This window comes from Streptomyces sp. NPDC058231, from assembly GCF_042882275.1.
Lineage (GTDB): Bacteria > Actinomycetota > Actinomycetes > Streptomycetales > Streptomycetaceae > Streptomyces.
In genome coordinates this window covers 23,028-38,120 of sequence record NZ_JBHVWN010000003.1, presented here as the reverse complement: position 1 = coordinate 38,120, position 15,093 = coordinate 23,028, and the positions used below count along the sequence as shown (strand labels likewise).

Here is a 15,093-nt window from a genome sequence, read left to right as displayed (position 1 = left end):
GCCAAAGGTTGTTGACATCGCGTCTCCCATACTTGTTGGTAACAACGTCTAGTCCGCGACCGGCCGACGGTTCTACGGTGCTCGCATGGAGCCGAACCTGCCCGATGTCGTGCTGTGGTCCATACCGGCCTTCGTCCTGCTCACCGTTGTCGAAATGGTCAGCCACCGCATCCACCCCGACGAGGACGCCGCCGGGTACGAGACCAAGGACGCCGTCACCAGCGTCACCATGGGCCTTGGCAGTCTCGTCTTCGACCTGCTGTGGAAAGTGCCCATCGTGGCCGTCTACACCGCGGTCTACGAGCTGACCCCGCTCCGCGTCCCCGTCCTGTGGTGGACGATCCTGCTGATGCTGCTCGCCCAGGACTTCTTCTACTACTGGTCCCACCGCGGCCACCACGTCATCCGGCTCCTGTGGGCCTGCCATGTGGTCCACCACTCCAGCCGCAGCTTCAACCTCACCACCGCGCTGCGCCAGCCCTGGACCTCACTGACCGTCTGGCCGTTCTACGTGCCGCTCATCGCCTGCGGGGTCCATCCGGCGGCGCTGGCCTTCTGCTCCTCGGCCAACCTCGTCTACCAGTTCTGGGTGCACACCGAACGGATCGACAAGCTGCCCCGGCCCTTCGAGTACGCACTCAACACGCCCTCCCACCACCGCGTTCACCATGCCTCCCAGGGCGGCTACCTCGACCGGAACTTCGGCGGGATCCTGATCCTGTGGGACCGGCTCTTCGGCTCCTTCACCGCCGAGACCGAGCGGCCCGTCTACGGACTCACCAAGAACATCACCACCCACAACCCGCTGCGCGTCGCGACCCATGAGTACGCCGCGATCGCCCGGGACGTACGGGCGGCGGACAGCTGGAGCGAGCGCGCCGGGCGGATCTTCCGCGGGCCGGGGTGGCAGCCGGCGGCCGAGCCATCCGCCGGTACCGTCCCGCTGCCCGAGCGCGCCGGATGAGCGCCGACGCGTCCCCGGACCGCCGGGCACGCCTCGTACGCCCCCTGCTCATCGCGTTCCTCGTCGTCTCCGCCGTCGATCTCGCCGGCGTCCTCGCCGACGCGTCCCCCGTCCACCTCGTCGCCAAGCCGCTGCTGATGCCGCTGCTCGCCGGGTACGCGGCCGCTCGCCGCGGCCCGCGGCCGCTCGTCGCCGCACTGCTTCTCGGCTGGGGCGGCGACGTGTTCCTGCTGTCGGACACCGACACCGCGTTCCTCGTCGGCATGGGCTGTTTCGCCGCGGGCCACGTCTGCTATCTGTGGCTCTTCGGACGCGCCCGGAGCTCCCTGCCGCTGGGGCTGGCGTACGCCGTCGTGCTCGCCGTCTTCCTCGTTCTGCTCCGGGGCGGACTCCCCGCGGAGCTGCGGATCCCGGTGACCGGCTACAGCCTGCTGCTCGCCGCGATGGCGTACCGGTCCAGCACCCGTGGCCGGTACGCCGGGCTCGGCGGGGCGCTCTTCCTGCTCTCCGACGCGCTCATCGCCACCGGGGTGGCCGACTGGCCGCAGCTGCCCGCCCCCGGCTTCTGGGTCATGCTCACGTATGTCCTGGCGCAGTTCCTGCTCACCGTCGGGGCGCTCGCGCCGGGTGCGCGATGGGCCGCCGTCACCTCGGGGGCGTACGGTGAGCGGAGTATCAGCATCTGAGACCAGCAAGGATCCCCGCCCATGCGCGCCACCGTCATCCACGCCCCCCACGACATTCGTGTACAGGAGGTGCCGGACCCGGCGATCCAGCAGCCCACCGATGTGGTGCTGCGGGTCCTGCGGGCCTGTATCTGCGGCAGCGACCTGTGGGCCTACCGCGGCGAGTCCGCCCGCCAGCCCGGCCAGCGGATCGGCCACGAGTTCCTCGGGATCGTCGAGGAGGCCGGCTCGGAGGTCAGCGGTTGCTCCGTCGGTGACCTCGTCGTCGCCCCGTTCGTCTGGTCGGACGGCACCTGCGCGTACTGCGCCGAGGGCCTGATGACGTCCTGCCCGCAGGGCGGCTTCTGGGGCTCGGTCGGCTCCGACGGCGGTCAGGGCGAGGCGGTGCGCGTCCCGTTCGCCGACGGCACGCTCGTCAAGCTCCCGGCCGCCGCCGCGTCCGACGACCGGCTGCTCACCGCGCTCCTCGCCCTGTCCGACGTGCTCGGCACCGGGCACCACGCCGCCGTCGGCGCGGGCGTGAAGCCCGGTACCACGGTCGCCGTCGTCGGTGACGGCGCGGTCGGCCTGTGTGGTGTCATGGCCGCCAAGCGGCTCGGCGCCGAGCGGATCATCGCGCTCGGCCGCCACCAGGTGCGCACGGACATCGCCCGTGCCTTCGGTGCCACGGACGTCGTCGCCGAACGCGGCGACGCGGCCGTCGCCGCCGTGCGGGACATGACCGGCGGCGGCGCGCACGCCGTGATCGAGGCCGTCGGCACCGAGCAGTCGATGCGTACCGCGGTCGGCATCGCCCGCGACGGCGGCTCGATCGGTTACGTCGGCGTGCCGCACGGCAGCGGCACCGGCCTGGACCTCGACGTCATGTTCGACCGGAACATCGCCCTGCGCGGTGGCGTCGCCCCCGTGCGGGCGTACATCCCGGAACTGCTCCCCGACGTCCTGGCCGGCACGATCGACCCGTCGCCCGTCTTCGACCTCACCATCGGTCTCGACGAGGTCCCCGCCGGCTACAAGGCGATGGACGAGCGCACGGCGCTGAAGGTCCTCATCAAGCCGTGACGGGTCCACCGCGGTGAAACGCCCGGGCCCGGCGGACGCGGCAGGTCCGCCGGGCCCGTCCCGCACAGCGCCGCCCGTACCGGGGCGCCGCCCGGCCGGCCGCCGCCCCGGAACTCCCGGTCAGGCAGCGACGGCACGCCACCGAGGGGCGTCCGCGCCCAGCCGGCCCGGCGGACGGGACCAGTCCGTGGGGCCGCCCGCGAACGAGACCGGCGGCAGGGCGTACCGCAGACGTCCCGTCACGCCGTCCACGGAGCCGAGGTACTTCTCGGGGTCGTACGTCTCCGAGGTGCCGGCGTCCGGCCGCCGCGGAACCCCGTTGCACAGCCAGTGAGCCGTCTGCCCGAGTGCCAGCCGCAGCAGCCGGGAACCGCCCTCGTCGTGCTGGTCGGACAGTGCCCGCAGGATCCCCGCCGCCAGCAGATGGCCGGTGCCGTGATCGAGGGCCTGCGCGGGCAGCGCGCCCGGTGCCCCGGGACCGCCCTCCAGCGCCGCGATGCCCGAGGCCACCTGCACCAGGCTGTCGAAGCCGCGCCGTTCGTGCCACGGCCCGTACCGCCCCCACGCGGACACCTGCGCGAGAACCAGGCCGGGGCGGCGTACGGCGAGCGCCTCCGGAGTCAGGCCGTACGCCTCCAGGGCGCCCGGCCGGTAACCGGTGACCAGCACGTCGGCCTCGGCGAGCAGTTCCTCGAACGTCGCCCGGCCCGCCCGGTCGCGCAGGTCCAGGGAGACCGACCGCTTGCCGAAGCCGGTGTCGTTGTGGGCGTCCTGGCTCTCCGGCAGCTGCGGTGCGTCGATCCGCAGGACGTCCGCGCCGAGCAGCGCCAGATCGCGGGTGGCGACCGGACCGGCCAGGACCCGGGTCAGGTCCAGGACCCGCAGCCCGGCGGCGGGCAGCAGCGGGGCGGCGGCGAGCGGGGCGAGGCGGCGCGGGGCCACCGGGCCGGGTCCCTCGGTCCGGTCGAGCGTCAGCAGCGGGCGTGCGGCGATCGCGGCGCCCTGCTCGTGCGCCGCCCACTCCTCGGGGGTGCGCAGCGCGACGGCCAGACCGCCCGCCGCGTACACCGTCTCCTCGGTCTCCACCGACCGGCGCCCGGCGAGGACGGCGGCCACCGCGTCCGCTCCGGCGTCGTCGGGCAGGCCGAGCGCGGTGAGCAACCGGGCCCGGTGGTGCGGGTAGTTGGCGTGGGTGCGGACCCAGCCGTCGGCCGTCCGCCAGAACCGGGACAGCGGGGCGAACGTGGCCGGTGCCCGCCCGTCGATCCGCAGATGACGCTCGCTGAGGAACGCGGTGCCCACCGCACCGTCGTCGACCCGGACCCGCGGCACGGCGCCGGAGCCGCCCCGGGTACGGCGCGCGGCGAGTTCGGCGGCGGCCAGGGCACAGACCGCGACGGTGGAACGGGCCAGTTCCAGGACGGGCAGCCGCGCGGGCAGTACCCCGGCCGGTCCGCCGCCGTCGATGCGCTCCAGAAGGGCGGGATCACCGCCGAGAGCGGCCCATGCCTGCTCCGTGCCCGAGTTCCGCGCGTGCGTCATGACCGCACTGTGGCACGGAGTGCCACCGCGAGGGAAGGGAGGGCCGGGGCGCGAGTCCCCGGCCCTCCCCGCGACGCGTGCCGCTACCGGCGGACCGCGTCCAGTGCGTCCACCACACCGGCACCGTAGAAGCCGTTGCGGTTCCTGGAGCCCTCGCAGACGGCGTCGATCTTGCCGTCGTTGTCGATGTCGTACGGCGCACCGCACGCGGTGGCGTCCGCCTCCGACGCCAGCAGCGCCTTCACCAGCGCAGCCGAGGCGTGCGGATGCGACGACTTGATCAGTGCGACGACACCCACGACATGCGGGGTGGCCATCGACGTACCCGCCTTGTAGCCGTACTTGCCGCCCGGCAGCGTCGAGAGGATCAGGCCGCTGGTGGCCGGCGGGGCGGGCGTCTGATAGGCCGTCGAGTCGCCGCCCGGCGCCGTCACGTCGATGACCCCGCGACCGTAGTTGGAGTACGAGGCCTTCAGGCCCTTGGCGCCCGTCGCGGAGACCGTCACGACACCCGGCAGCATCGCCGGGGTGTCGACGCACTTGCGCGGGTCGATCGTCCGGGTGAGCGGCTGGGGGGCGTCGTTCGGGCTGACCGTGTCCTCGATCGTGGCACCGGCCAGGTCGAAGGCGTCGTTGCCGGCCGCGGCGACGTTGACCGTCCCCCTGCTCTCCGCGTACCGGGTGGCCCGCGAGATCGCCTCGACCAGGGCGCCCTGGTCGGGGTCGTTCCTGCAGTTGAAGAGCCACGGGTCGGTGTAATAGCTGTTGTTGGTGACATCGACGCCGTGCTCGGCGGCCCAGACGAATCCGCAGACGACGGACTCGGTGTAGAAGAACCCGTTCGGGTTCGCCACCTTGATGCCCGCGACCTTCACGCCCGGCGCGACACCGGTCACACCGATGCCGTTCCTGGCGGCGGCGATGGTGCCCGCGACGTGCGTACCGTGGTCGCTCTCACCGGCCTTCGGGCGCCAGGCGCCGTCCGTCGTGTCCGGGGCGCCGCTCACGCAGTTCGCCGACGCCGCGCGGTCGAAGTTCGCGGCGAGATCCGGATGGGTGTCGTCGACCCCGGTGTCGATGACCGCGGCCGTGACCTTGCTGCTGCCCAGCGACACCTTGTGCGCCTGGTCGGCCTTGATGGCGGGCAGATCCCACTGCAGGGGCTCCATCGGGTCCTGGCCGTCCACGGCCTCCGCGGCCGCGGTCCGCGCCTGCTCGGCGGTGAGCGGCTGCTCCACCCCGATGTCCGTGGTGGCCTGCGGAACGATGGGGTTGGTGCGCGTGGCCCCCGCCGACTCGACGCCCCTCACCCGGCGTATCGACTCGGCGAACCCCGGGTTCTGCGAGTGGACGACGATGACGCCTATCTGCTCGTATGCGATCACCACCGTGCCGCCGGCCGCGGCGATCGCCGTCCGTACCTGCCTGACGGTGTCGTGGCCACCGCGGGTGTTGACGACGTACGAGAGCTCCGGGCCGTCGGCCGGGGCCGCGACGGGCGCTCCGTGGGCCGGCGCGGCGGACGCGGCACTCGCCGGCAGGAAGCCGAGCGAGGCGGTGAGGGCCAATCCGACGGGCAGCACCAGTGCGCGTGTCCGTCCGGATCTCAGATGAGCCATGGGGTCTCCACATCATCCGTGTCAGCCGGCCGGACACGGGGCGTGTCCGGCCGCGTGCATGAAGGGCGAAGCTATCGCCGATCTTCCGGCTCATCAACGAATTGACGTAATTCGTTTCGGGAGAGGGGGAGCCGAACGGGCGGATCCATGAAGTGGCACCGCGCGGTGAACCGCTTCGCCGCGCTCTCCGTGCCGTTGGCAGGGGAGGCGCACCACCGGCCGCACACCGGGGGCCTGTTGCGGAACACCCCTGCCCACCAACGAACCCGCGTCGCGAGGAGAATCCGTGGCTACCGATGCATCACTGTCCGAAGACAGTCCCGACACCGGTCCTGTCCAACCCACGACAGTACAGTTCGCCGAAGTGCAGGCGAGCGCGGAATTCGCCGAACTGCGCCGCGCCCACCGCTCGTTCGCCTTCCCGCTGACCATCGCCTTCGTGGTCTGGTACCTGCTGTACGTGCTGCTGTCGAACTACGCTGGCGGCTTCATGGGCACCAAGGTGTACAGCAACATCAATGTGGCCTTCGTGTTCGGTCTCGCCCAGTTCGCCACCACCTTCCTCATCGCCTGGCTCTACTCGCGGCACGCCGCGGCGAAGCTCGACCCCAAGGCCGAGGCCATCAAGTCCCGTATGGAGGCCGACGCATGAGCGCCGCGTACCACGCGCACCCCGTGATCCAGCTCGCCGCCTCGTCCACCTCGGAGCACCGGCCGCTGATCATCACGCTCTTCGCGTTCTTCGTCGCCGCGACCCTGGGCATCACCGTCTGGGCCGGCCGGCAGACCAGGAGCGCCTCCGACTTCTACGCCGGCGGCCGCCAGTTCACCGCCTTCCAGAACGGACTCGCGGTCTCCGGCGACTACATGTCCGCCGCCTCGTTCCTCGGTATCGCCGGCGCGATCGCCCTCTTCGGCTACGACGGCTTCCTCTACTCGATCGGCTTCCTCGTCGCCTGGCTGGTGGCCCTGCTGCTGGTCGCGGAACCGCTGCGCAACTCGGGCCGCTACACGATGGGCGACGTCCTCGCGTACCGGATGCGGCAACGTCCGGTCCGTACCGCCGCGGGCGTCTCCACCATCGTCGTCTCGATCTTCTACCTGCTGGCGCAGATGGCGGGCGCGGGTGTGCTCGTCTCGCTGCTCCTCGGCATCACCAGTGACGCCGGGAAGATCCTCATCGTCGCGCTCGTCGGCGTACTGATGATCGTGTACGTCACCGTCGGCGGCATGAAGGGCACCACCTGGGTGCAGATGGTCAAGGCCGTCCTGCTCATCGCGGGTGCTCTCCTGATGACCTTCCTGGTGCTGCTCAAGTTCGACTTCAACATCTCCGACCTGCTGGGCACCGCCGCCGAGAAGAGCGGCCACGGAGCGGCCTTCCTGGAGCCCGGTCTCAAGTACGGGGCCACCAGCACCTCGAAGCTGGACTTCCTCTCCCTCGGCATCGCCCTGGTCCTCGGCACCGCCGGACTCCCGCACATCCTGATCCGCTTCTACACCGTCCCGACCGCCAAGGCCGCCCGCAAGTCGGTTAACTGGGCCATCGGCATCATCGGCGCCTTCTACCTGATGACGATCGCGCTCGGATTCGGCGCCGCGGCGCTCATCGGGCCCGCCGAGATCATCGCGAAGAACCCGGCCGGCAACGCGGCGGCTCCGCAGCTCGCCGAGTACCTCGGCGGGGTCGGGACCACCGGCGGTGCCGTCCTGCTCGCCGTGATCTCGGCCGTCGCCTTCGCCACGATCCTCGCCGTGGTGGCGGGGCTCACCCTGGCCTCCTCGTCGTCCTTCGCCCACGACATCTACGCCAACGTCATCCGCAGGGGGAAGGCCACCGAGAAGGAGGAGATGCGGGCCGCCCGCTGGGCCACCGTCCTGATCGGCGCGGTCGCGATCCTCCTCGGCGCCTTCGCCCGTGACATGAACGTCGCCGGCCTGGTGGCGCTCGCCTTCGCGGTCGCCGCCTCCGCCAACCTCCCGACCATCCTCTACAGCCTCTTCTGGAAGCGGTTCACCACCCGCGGCGCCCTCTGGTCGATCTACGGCGGCCTGGCCTCCTCGGTGCTCCTGGTGCTGTTCTCGCCGGTCGTCTCCGGGAACGCGAAGTCGTCGATGTTCAAGGGCGTGGACTTCGCGTGGTTCCCGCTGGAGAACCCCGGCCTGATCTCCATACCGCTGGGCTTCCTGCTGGGCTGGCTCGGCTCGCTCCTCTCGAAGGAGGAGCCCGACGCCGGCAAGTACGCGGAACTGGAGGTCAAGTCCCTCACCGGCACCGGCGCCCACTGACCGGAGAACCGGACGCGGCCCTGCCGCGTACCGAGCCGTTCCGTGGCCGCGTCGTAGGACCCTACGACGCGGCCACGCCGCTCCTCGTGTCATACGGGCCACCTGGGTGTCACAGGTCTCGCGTAGTCTCGGAAGCGTCAGATCCGTGACCGGGGACAGACCGGGAGGAGGGGCCCACCATGCTCATCGACACCTACGATCGGGTCGCCACCGACCTGCGCGTCTCGTTGACCGACCGCTGCAACCTGCGGTGCACCTACTGCATGCCCGAGGAGGGCCTGCAGTGGCTGGCCAAGCCGGACCTGCTCAGCGACGACGAGATCGTCCGGCTCGTCCGCATCGCCGTCACCCGGCTCGGGATCACGGAAGTCCGCTTCACCGGCGGCGAGCCGCTGCTCCGCCCGGGCCTCGTCTCCGTCGTCGCCCGGTGCGCGGCCCTGACCCCACGCCCGAGGATGTCGCTCACCACCAACGGCATCGGGCTCAAGCGCACCGCCGCCGCACTGAAGGCGGCCGGGCTGGACCGGGTCAACGTCTCCCTGGACACCCTGCGCCCCGACGTCTTCAAGACCCTCACCCGCCGCGACCGCCACCACGACGTGCTGGCGGGTCTCGAAGCCGCCCACGACGCGGGCCTCACCCCGGTCAAGGTGAACACCGTCCTGATGCCGGGGCTCAACGAGGACGAGGCCCCCGACCTGCTCGCCTGGGCGGTGGACCACGGATACGAGCTCCGCTTCATCGAGCAGATGCCGCTCGACGCCCAGCACGGCTGGAAGCGCGACGGCATGATCACGGCGGGCGACATACTCGCCTCGCTGCGCACCCGTTTCGCCCTCACCGCGGAGGGCGAGGACGAGCGCGGATCCGCCCCCGCCGAGCGCTGGCTCGTCGACGGCGGACCTCAGCGGGTCGGCGTCATCGCATCCGTCACCCGCCCGTTCTGCCGGGCCTGTGACCGCACCCGGCTCACCGCCGACGGCCAGGTGCGGACCTGCCTGTTCGCCCGCGAGGAGACGGATCTGCGCGGTGCGCTGCGCTCCGACGCACCGGACGAGGAGATCGCCCGGATCTGGCGGCTCGCGATGTGGGGGAAGAAGGCCGGATCCGGTCTGGACGACCCGTCGTTCCTGCAGCCCGACCGCCCGATGTCGGCGATCGGCGGTTGACGGCGCAGACCGTCAGTGGCCGTCGGCCGAGGACTCCCACTCCGCCAGCGTCACGACGTCCTTGAGGAAGCCCCGCATCCCCAGGAACGAGGAGAGGTGCTCCCGGTGCTCGTCGCAGGCGAGCCAGGTCTTACGCCGCTCCGGGGTGTGCAGTTTCGGATTGTTCCAGGCCAGTACCCATACGGCTGCCGTACGGCAGCCCTTGGCGGAGCAGATCGGTGCGGTGGCGGCAGCGCTCTCGGGGGTGTTTTCCGGGGAGTTCACGCGCTCAACCCTAGGCCCGGAGAGAGCCGTGGAAAAACGACGCCGAGCAGCCACGGGGGGAGCTGCCCGGCGTCGGTCTGTCGCTCCGACGGGGGATGCGGAGCGCGTACGAAGTATGTCACGCGGACCGGGGTGCGGTGCACCTGAACTTCATGATTGATCTGAGCTTTTCCTGAGGTTCGGCGTGGCGTCCGCTCAACTGTGCTCAGGCGGATCTGTGGCACTGCGGACCCGGTCGGCGGCCGGTCCGGGTTCCGCCGGACCCGCCGCAGGGGCGGCTCCGAGCATCGGCCGGGTGGGCGGCGGGACGAACGTCGAGGGCAGCGAAGGGGTGTTCTCCCGGCCCGCGTTGGCGATGACGACGGCGACGTACGGGAGCAGCGCACCCAGGGCGAGCGCCACGATCGCCACGGGCTTCTCGATGTTCCACAGCACCGCGGCCAGGATCACCGAGAGCGTCCGTACGGACATCGAGATCACATAGCGGCGCTGCCTGCCGCGCACGTCGTCCGCGAGCCCCTGCCGCGCTCCCGTGATCCGGAAGACCTCCGCACCGCTCTGCTTCCGCAGCACGTTCCACCACCCTTCCCCGGGCTCTCCGCGAGCCGCCTCCACGGTACGCCCGGCGTCCGGCGGGTTCGAGACCGGGGGCAGGAGGTATCCGCGCATGTCCGCACACGCCGGGCGCATACGGACCTGCCCGACATGCGAGGCGTGGCTGCGTCGCCGAGACTGGGCGCACATGCGCGACAGCGCGCCGCATGAGGAGGCAACATGGGCTGGTTGTGGGCAATCATCGTGGGTCTGGTTCTCGGCCTGATCGCCAAGGCGATCCTGCCGGGGAAGCAGAACATCCCACTCTGGCTGACGACCATTTTCGGCATCATCGGCAGCGTCCTCGGCAATGCCGTCGCGACCTGGATCGGCGTCAACGACACCAGTGGCATCGACTGGACGCGCCACCTGCTGCAGCTGATCGGTGCGGTGGTCGTGGTCGGCGTCGGCGACATGATCTGGGCATCGATGCGCGGCACCAGAAAACAGAAGGCCTGATCCCGGAGGTCCGATCCCCGAGGTCGGGAACCCACTGCGGCCGGGCACGCATGTCGCGTGCCCGGCCGCAGTGCGTGTCGTCACCGGTCAGCCGGCGACGACCTCGATGGCCGCGAGGTTCTTCTTGCCCCGGCGCAGCACCAGCCAGCGCCCGTGCAGCAGCTCCTCCTGAGCCGGTGCCACCTCGCCGTCCGTGACCTTGACGTTGTTCACGTAGGCTCCGCCCTCCTTGACGGTGCGGCGGGCTCCCGATTTGCTCGGTGCCAGACCGACCTCCACCAGGAGGTCCACCAGCGGGCCGAGCTCGGTGACCTGCGCGTGCGGCACCTCGGAGAGCGCCGCGCTCAGCGTCGCCTCGTCCAGCTCCCCCAGCTCGCCCTGGCCGAACAGCGCCTTCGACGCCGCGATGACCGCCGCGCACTGATCCGCGCCGTGGACCAGCGTCGTCAGCTCCTCCGCCAGCGCCCGCTGCGCCGTTCGGGCCTGCGGGCGCTCCGCGGTGAGCTGTTCGAGCTCCTCGAGCTCGGTACGGCTCCTGAAGCTGAGGATCCGCAGGTACGAGGAGATGTCCCGGTCGTCCACGTTCAGCCAGAACTGGTAGAACGCGTACGGCGTCGTCATCTCCGGGTCCAGCCAGACGGCCCCGCTCTCGGACTTGCCGAACTTGGTCCCGTCCGCCTTCACCATCAGCGGGGTGGCCAACGCGTGCACCTCGGCACCCGGCTCCAGGCGGTGGATCAGGTCGATGCCCGCCGTGAGGTTGCCCCACTGGTCGCTGCCGCCCTGCTGCAGCGTGCAGCCGTGCCGCCGGTACAGCTCCAGGAAGTCCATCCCCTGCAGCAGCTGGTAGCTGAACTCCGTGTAGCTGATGCCTTCCTGCGACTCCAGCCGACGGGCGACGGAGTCCTTGGTGAGCATCTTGTTGACCCGGAAGTGCTTGCCGATGTCCCGCAGGAACTCGATCGCGGACAGGCCCGCGGTCCAGTCCAGGTTGTTCACCATGACCGCGGCGTTCGCGCCCTCGAAGGACAGGAACGGCTCGATCTGGGACCGCAGCCGCGTCACCCAGTTCGCGACCGTCTCCGGATCGTTCAGCGTGCGCTCCGCGGTCGGCCGCGGGTCACCGATCTGCCCGGTGGCCCCGCCCACCAGGGCGAGCGGCCGGTGCCCGGCCTGCTGCAGCCGGCGCACGGTCAGCACCTGCACCAGGTGTCCGACGTGCAGGCTCGCCGCTGTGGGGTCGAAGCCGCAATAGAACGTCACGGGACCGTCCGCGAGCGCCTTGCGCAATGCGTCCTCGTCAGTGGACTGGGCGAACAGCCCGCGCCACTTCAGCTCGTCGACGATGTCCGTCACGGTCCTGTGTCTCCTTGGTTTCTGTGTCGATCGGTAACGGTCAGTCTAGGCGGGTCATACGCCGAGACTGACCGAGCTCATGTTGAAGTCCGGGATCCGCAGCGCCGGCATCGCGGCCCGGGTGAACCAGTCGCCCCACTCGCGCGGCAGCGTCTTCTCGGTGCGGCCCGCCTCGGACGCCCGGGAGAGCAGGTCGACGGGCGACTCGTTGAACCGGAAGTTGTTCACCTCGCCGACCACCTCGCCGTCCTCCACGAGATACACCCCGTCGCGGGTCAGTCCGGTCAGCAGCAGCGTCGCCGGGTCGACCTCCCGGATGTACCAGAGGCAGGTCAGCAGCAGGGCGCGTCCGGTCGTCGCCGCCACCATCTCGTCCAGCGACCGCTCGCCGCCGCCCTCCAGCACCAGGTTGTCGATCGCCGGTGCGACCGGCAGCCCGGTCAGCCCCGCCGTGTGCCGGGTGGTGGTCAGCCGGTCGAGCCGGCCGTCCCGGACCCAGTCGGTCCTCGACAGCGGCAGCCCGTTGTCGAACACGGAACCGCCGTCCCCGGACGCGTGCGCGATCACGAACGGCGCCGACTCCAGACCCGGCGCGTGCGGGTCGCTGCTCAGCGTCAGCGGCAGCTCGGAGAGTTTCTCCCCGAGCCGGGTGCCGCCGCCCGGCTTCGAGAAGACCGTCCGGCCCTCGGCGGCGTCCCGGGCCGTCGACGACCACAGCTGGTAGATCAGCAGGTCGGCGACGGCGGTGGGCGGCAGCAGCGTCTCGTACCGCCCGGCGGGCAGCTCGATACGGCGCTCCGCCCAGCCGAGCCGCTGCGCCAGTTCGGCGTCGAGCTCGGCCGGGTCGACGTCCTTGAAGTCCCGGGTGGCGCGGCCCGCCCACGCGGAGCGCGACCGGTCGGGCGACTTGGCGTTCAGCTCCAGCGTGCCGTTCGGCTGGTCGTGACGGAGCCGCAGCCCCGTCGACGTGCCCAGGTACGTCGAGGTGAGCTGGTGGTGTGCGAAGCCGTACAGCTCACGGCCGCCCGCCCGGGCGCGGGCGAAGGCGTCGCCGAGCGCCGGGGCGAACTCCGCGAACACATCGGAGCCCGTCTCGGCGGGCGCGTCCGTGAAATCGGGCGAGGACGGCACTCCGGTGATCAGCGGCTGTGCGTCCTCCGCCGGCCCGGCCCCGCGCGCGGCGGCCTCGGCGGCCCGCACCAGCGGCTCCAGGTCCTCGGTGGTGACGGCCGACCGCGACACGACACCCGACGCGGCGCCCTCGGCGCCGTCGACCGTCGCGACGACGGTCAGGGTCCGTCCCCGGGTCACCCCGTTCGTGGTGAGCGCGTTGCCCGCCCAGCGCAGGTTGGCGGAGGACTCCTCGTCGGCGATGACCACGCAGCCGTCGGCGGTGGACAGTTCGAGCGCGCGCTCGACGATCTCGTGCGGCTTGCTGACGCGACTCATCGTCCGGCCTCCTGCGTCGTGTTGAGGATGTTCACGCCCCGGAAGAGGGCGGAGGGACAGCCGTGCGAGACGGCCGCGACCTGACCCGGCTGGGCCTTGCCGCAGTTGAAGGCGCCGCCCAGGACGTACGTCTGCGGGCCGCCGACCTGTTCCATCGAGCCCCAGAAGTCCGTCGTCGTCGCCTGGTACGCGACGTCGCGCAGCTGCCCGGCCAGCCTGCCGTTCTCGATCCGGAAGAACCGCTGTCCGGTGAACTGGAAGTTGTAGCGCTGCATGTCGATCGACCAGGACCGGTCTCCGACCACGTAGATGCCGCGCTCCACGCCGCCGATCAGGTCCTCGGTGGAGAGCCCGCCCGGATCGGGCTGCAGCGACACGTTCGCCATCCGCTGGACGGGGACATGGCCGGGCGAGTCCGCGTACGCGCACCCGTTGGACCTGCCGAGACCGGTCAGCTTCGCGATCCGCCGGTCGAGCTGGTAACCGACCAGCGTCCCGTCCTTGACCAGGTCCCAGGACTGGCCCTCGACGCCCTCGTCGTCGTACCCGATGGTCGCGAGCCCGTGCTCGGCTGTCCGGTCGCCCGTCACGTTCATCACGGGGGAGCCGTACGTCAACTTGCCCAGCTGGTCGAAGGTGGCGAACGAGGTCCCGGCGTAGGCCGCCTCGTACCCCAGCGCCCGGTCCAGCTCCGTGGCGTGCCCGATCGACTCGTGGATCGTCAGCCAGAGATTCGACGGATCGACCACCAGGTCGTACGTCCCCGCCTCGACGCTCGGCGCCCGCATCTTCTCGGCGAGCAGCCCCGGGATCCGCTCCAGCTCCGAGTCCCAGTCCCAGCCGGTGCCGGTCAGGTACTCCCAGCCGCGTCCCACCGGTGGAGCGATGGTCCGCATCGAGTCGAACTCACCCGTCGTGCCGTCCACGGCGACCGCGGTGAACTGCGGGTGCAGCCTGACCCGCTGCTGGGTCGTCACGGTGCCCGCCGTGTCCGCGTAGAACTTGTTCTCGTGCACGGTCATCAGCGACGCGTCCACGTGCGCGACGCCCTCGGCACCGAGGAGCCGGCTGCTCCACTCGGCGAGCAGCCCCGCCTTCTCCTCGTCGGGCACGGAGAACGGGTCGATCTCGTACGCCGAGACCCAGCTCCGCTCGCCGTGCACCGGCTCGTCCGCCAGCTCCACGCGCTCGTCCGAGCCCGCCGCCGCGATCACCTTCGCCGAGAGCTTCGCCATGGCGACCGCCTGCGACGCCACCTTCGCCGCGGCGTCCATGGTCAGGTCCACCCCGGACGCGAACCCCCACGCCCCACCGTGCACCACCCGCACCGCGTACCCGAGGTCGGTGGTGTCCGAGGTGCCGGAGGGCCGGGCGTCCCGCAGCCGCCAGGAGGCGCTGCGCACCCGCTCGAACCGGAAGTCGGCGTGCGTGGTCCCCAGCGCGCGGGCGCGGGCGAGCGCCGCGTCGGCGAGGGACCGTAGCGGCAGGGCGAGAAAGGACGGGTCGATGTCATGGGCCACGGACGGCCTCCCTTGCAGTGGTCGTGTCCGGGCGTGAAGTCAATCACGCGGAGGCCGGGCCGCGACGGGCACTTTTACGCCTTGTGATCGCACGGTGCCGGGCCACAGGCCCGCGCCGGG

Annotated in this window: 14 protein-coding genes; 7 read left to right on the top strand and 7 right to left on the bottom strand. The window is 71.3% G+C overall.

Translation table 11 applies throughout. The annotated features are described in order from the left end of the window. The first annotated feature begins 85 nt into the window (after window positions 1-85). The 3 genes from ACFVXE_RS02980 to ACFVXE_RS02970 are packed head-to-tail and all read left to right on the top strand — an operon-like array spanning window position 86 to window position 2,712. Window positions 86-964: a sterol desaturase family protein gene (locus tag ACFVXE_RS02980; RefSeq protein ID WP_389668582.1), complete on the top strand. Its 879-nt coding sequence runs from the start codon at window positions 86-88 to the stop codon at window positions 962-964. Beyond that, entirely contained in the window at window positions 961-1,650 is a 690-nt protein-coding gene (locus ACFVXE_RS02975; RefSeq protein WP_389668581.1) for a lysoplasmalogenase, read from the top strand. The genes ACFVXE_RS02980 and ACFVXE_RS02975 overlap by 4 nt, the downstream gene beginning before the upstream one ends. A gap of 21 nt (window positions 1,651-1,671) precedes the next feature. After that, window positions 1,672-2,712 carry a zinc-dependent alcohol dehydrogenase family protein gene (locus tag ACFVXE_RS02970; protein WP_389668579.1) on the top strand — a complete coding sequence of 347 codons (1,041 nt, stop codon included), beginning with the start codon at window positions 1,672-1,674 and terminating at the stop codon, window positions 2,710-2,712. A gap of 120 nt (window positions 2,713-2,832) precedes the next feature. Here the strand turns inward: ACFVXE_RS02970 and ACFVXE_RS02965 are convergent, their stop codons facing one another. After that, window positions 2,833-4,254, bottom strand: coding sequence for a CoA transferase (locus tag ACFVXE_RS02965; protein WP_389668578.1), 1,422 nt, complete (start codon window positions 4,252-4,254; stop codon window positions 2,833-2,835). Window positions 4,255-4,337: 83 nt separating this feature from the next. Further along, on the bottom strand, window positions 4,338-5,873 hold the full coding sequence (locus ACFVXE_RS02960) for a S8 family serine peptidase (protein WP_389668576.1): 1,536 nt from the start codon (window positions 5,871-5,873) through the stop codon (window positions 4,338-4,340). Window positions 5,874-6,159: 286 nt separating this feature from the next. On the opposite strand from ACFVXE_RS02960, the gene ACFVXE_RS02955 reads away from it, so the two are divergent. From ACFVXE_RS02955 to moaA, 3 genes are all read left to right on the top strand, one after another. After that, a complete protein-coding gene (locus tag ACFVXE_RS02955; RefSeq protein WP_389668574.1) occupies window positions 6,160-6,525 on the top strand; it encodes a DUF485 domain-containing protein in 366 nt (121 codons plus the stop codon). Continuing rightward, complete coding sequence (locus ACFVXE_RS02950) at window positions 6,522-8,162, top strand: cation acetate symporter (protein WP_389668572.1); 1,641 nt, start codon at window positions 6,522-6,524, stop codon at window positions 8,160-8,162. The genes ACFVXE_RS02955 and ACFVXE_RS02950 overlap by 4 nt, the downstream gene beginning before the upstream one ends. Window positions 8,163-8,341: 179 nt before the next feature. After that, complete coding sequence (moaA, locus tag ACFVXE_RS02945; protein ID WP_389668570.1) at window positions 8,342-9,331, top strand: GTP 3',8-cyclase MoaA; 990 nt, start codon at window positions 8,342-8,344, stop codon at window positions 9,329-9,331. A gap of 12 nt (window positions 9,332-9,343) precedes the next feature. On the opposite strand, the gene ACFVXE_RS02940 is transcribed toward moaA, so the two are convergent. After that, complete coding sequence (locus ACFVXE_RS02940; protein WP_389668568.1) at window positions 9,344-9,595, bottom strand: hypothetical protein; 252 nt, start codon at window positions 9,593-9,595, stop codon at window positions 9,344-9,346. Window positions 9,596-9,790: 195 nt separating this feature from the next. Continuing rightward, window positions 9,791-10,165, bottom strand: coding sequence for a DUF3099 domain-containing protein (locus ACFVXE_RS02935; RefSeq protein WP_389668892.1), 375 nt, complete (start codon window positions 10,163-10,165; stop codon window positions 9,791-9,793). A 204-nt stretch (window positions 10,166-10,369) separates the two neighbouring features. Here ACFVXE_RS02935 and ACFVXE_RS02930 point away from each other — a divergent pair, with 204 nt between their 5' ends. Then, a complete protein-coding gene (locus ACFVXE_RS02930; protein WP_389668566.1) occupies window positions 10,370-10,648 on the top strand; it encodes a GlsB/YeaQ/YmgE family stress response membrane protein in 279 nt (92 codons plus the stop codon). An 87-nt stretch (window positions 10,649-10,735) separates the two neighbouring features. On the opposite strand, the gene tyrS is transcribed toward ACFVXE_RS02930, so the two are convergent. Genes tyrS through ACFVXE_RS02915 form a run of 3 tightly spaced genes read right to left on the bottom strand, consistent with a single transcriptional unit; the run spans window position 10,736 to window position 14,973 of the window. Continuing rightward, the gene (gene tyrS / locus ACFVXE_RS02925; protein ID WP_389668564.1) at window positions 10,736-12,004 is read right to left on the bottom strand and encodes a tyrosine--tRNA ligase; all 1,269 of its coding nucleotides are present in this window, start codon (window positions 12,002-12,004) and stop codon (window positions 10,736-10,738) included. A 54-nt stretch (window positions 12,005-12,058) separates the two neighbouring features. Continuing rightward, on the bottom strand, window positions 12,059-13,453 hold the full coding sequence (locus tag ACFVXE_RS02920) for a metallopeptidase TldD-related protein (RefSeq protein WP_389668562.1): 1,395 nt from the start codon (window positions 13,451-13,453) through the stop codon (window positions 12,059-12,061). Further along, on the bottom strand, window positions 13,450-14,973 hold the full coding sequence (locus ACFVXE_RS02915) for a TldD/PmbA family protein (RefSeq protein ID WP_389668560.1): 1,524 nt from the start codon (window positions 14,971-14,973) through the stop codon (window positions 13,450-13,452). Before ACFVXE_RS02915 ends, ACFVXE_RS02920 begins: the two co-directional genes overlap by 4 nt. Window positions 14,974-15,093: the final 120 nt, after the last annotated feature.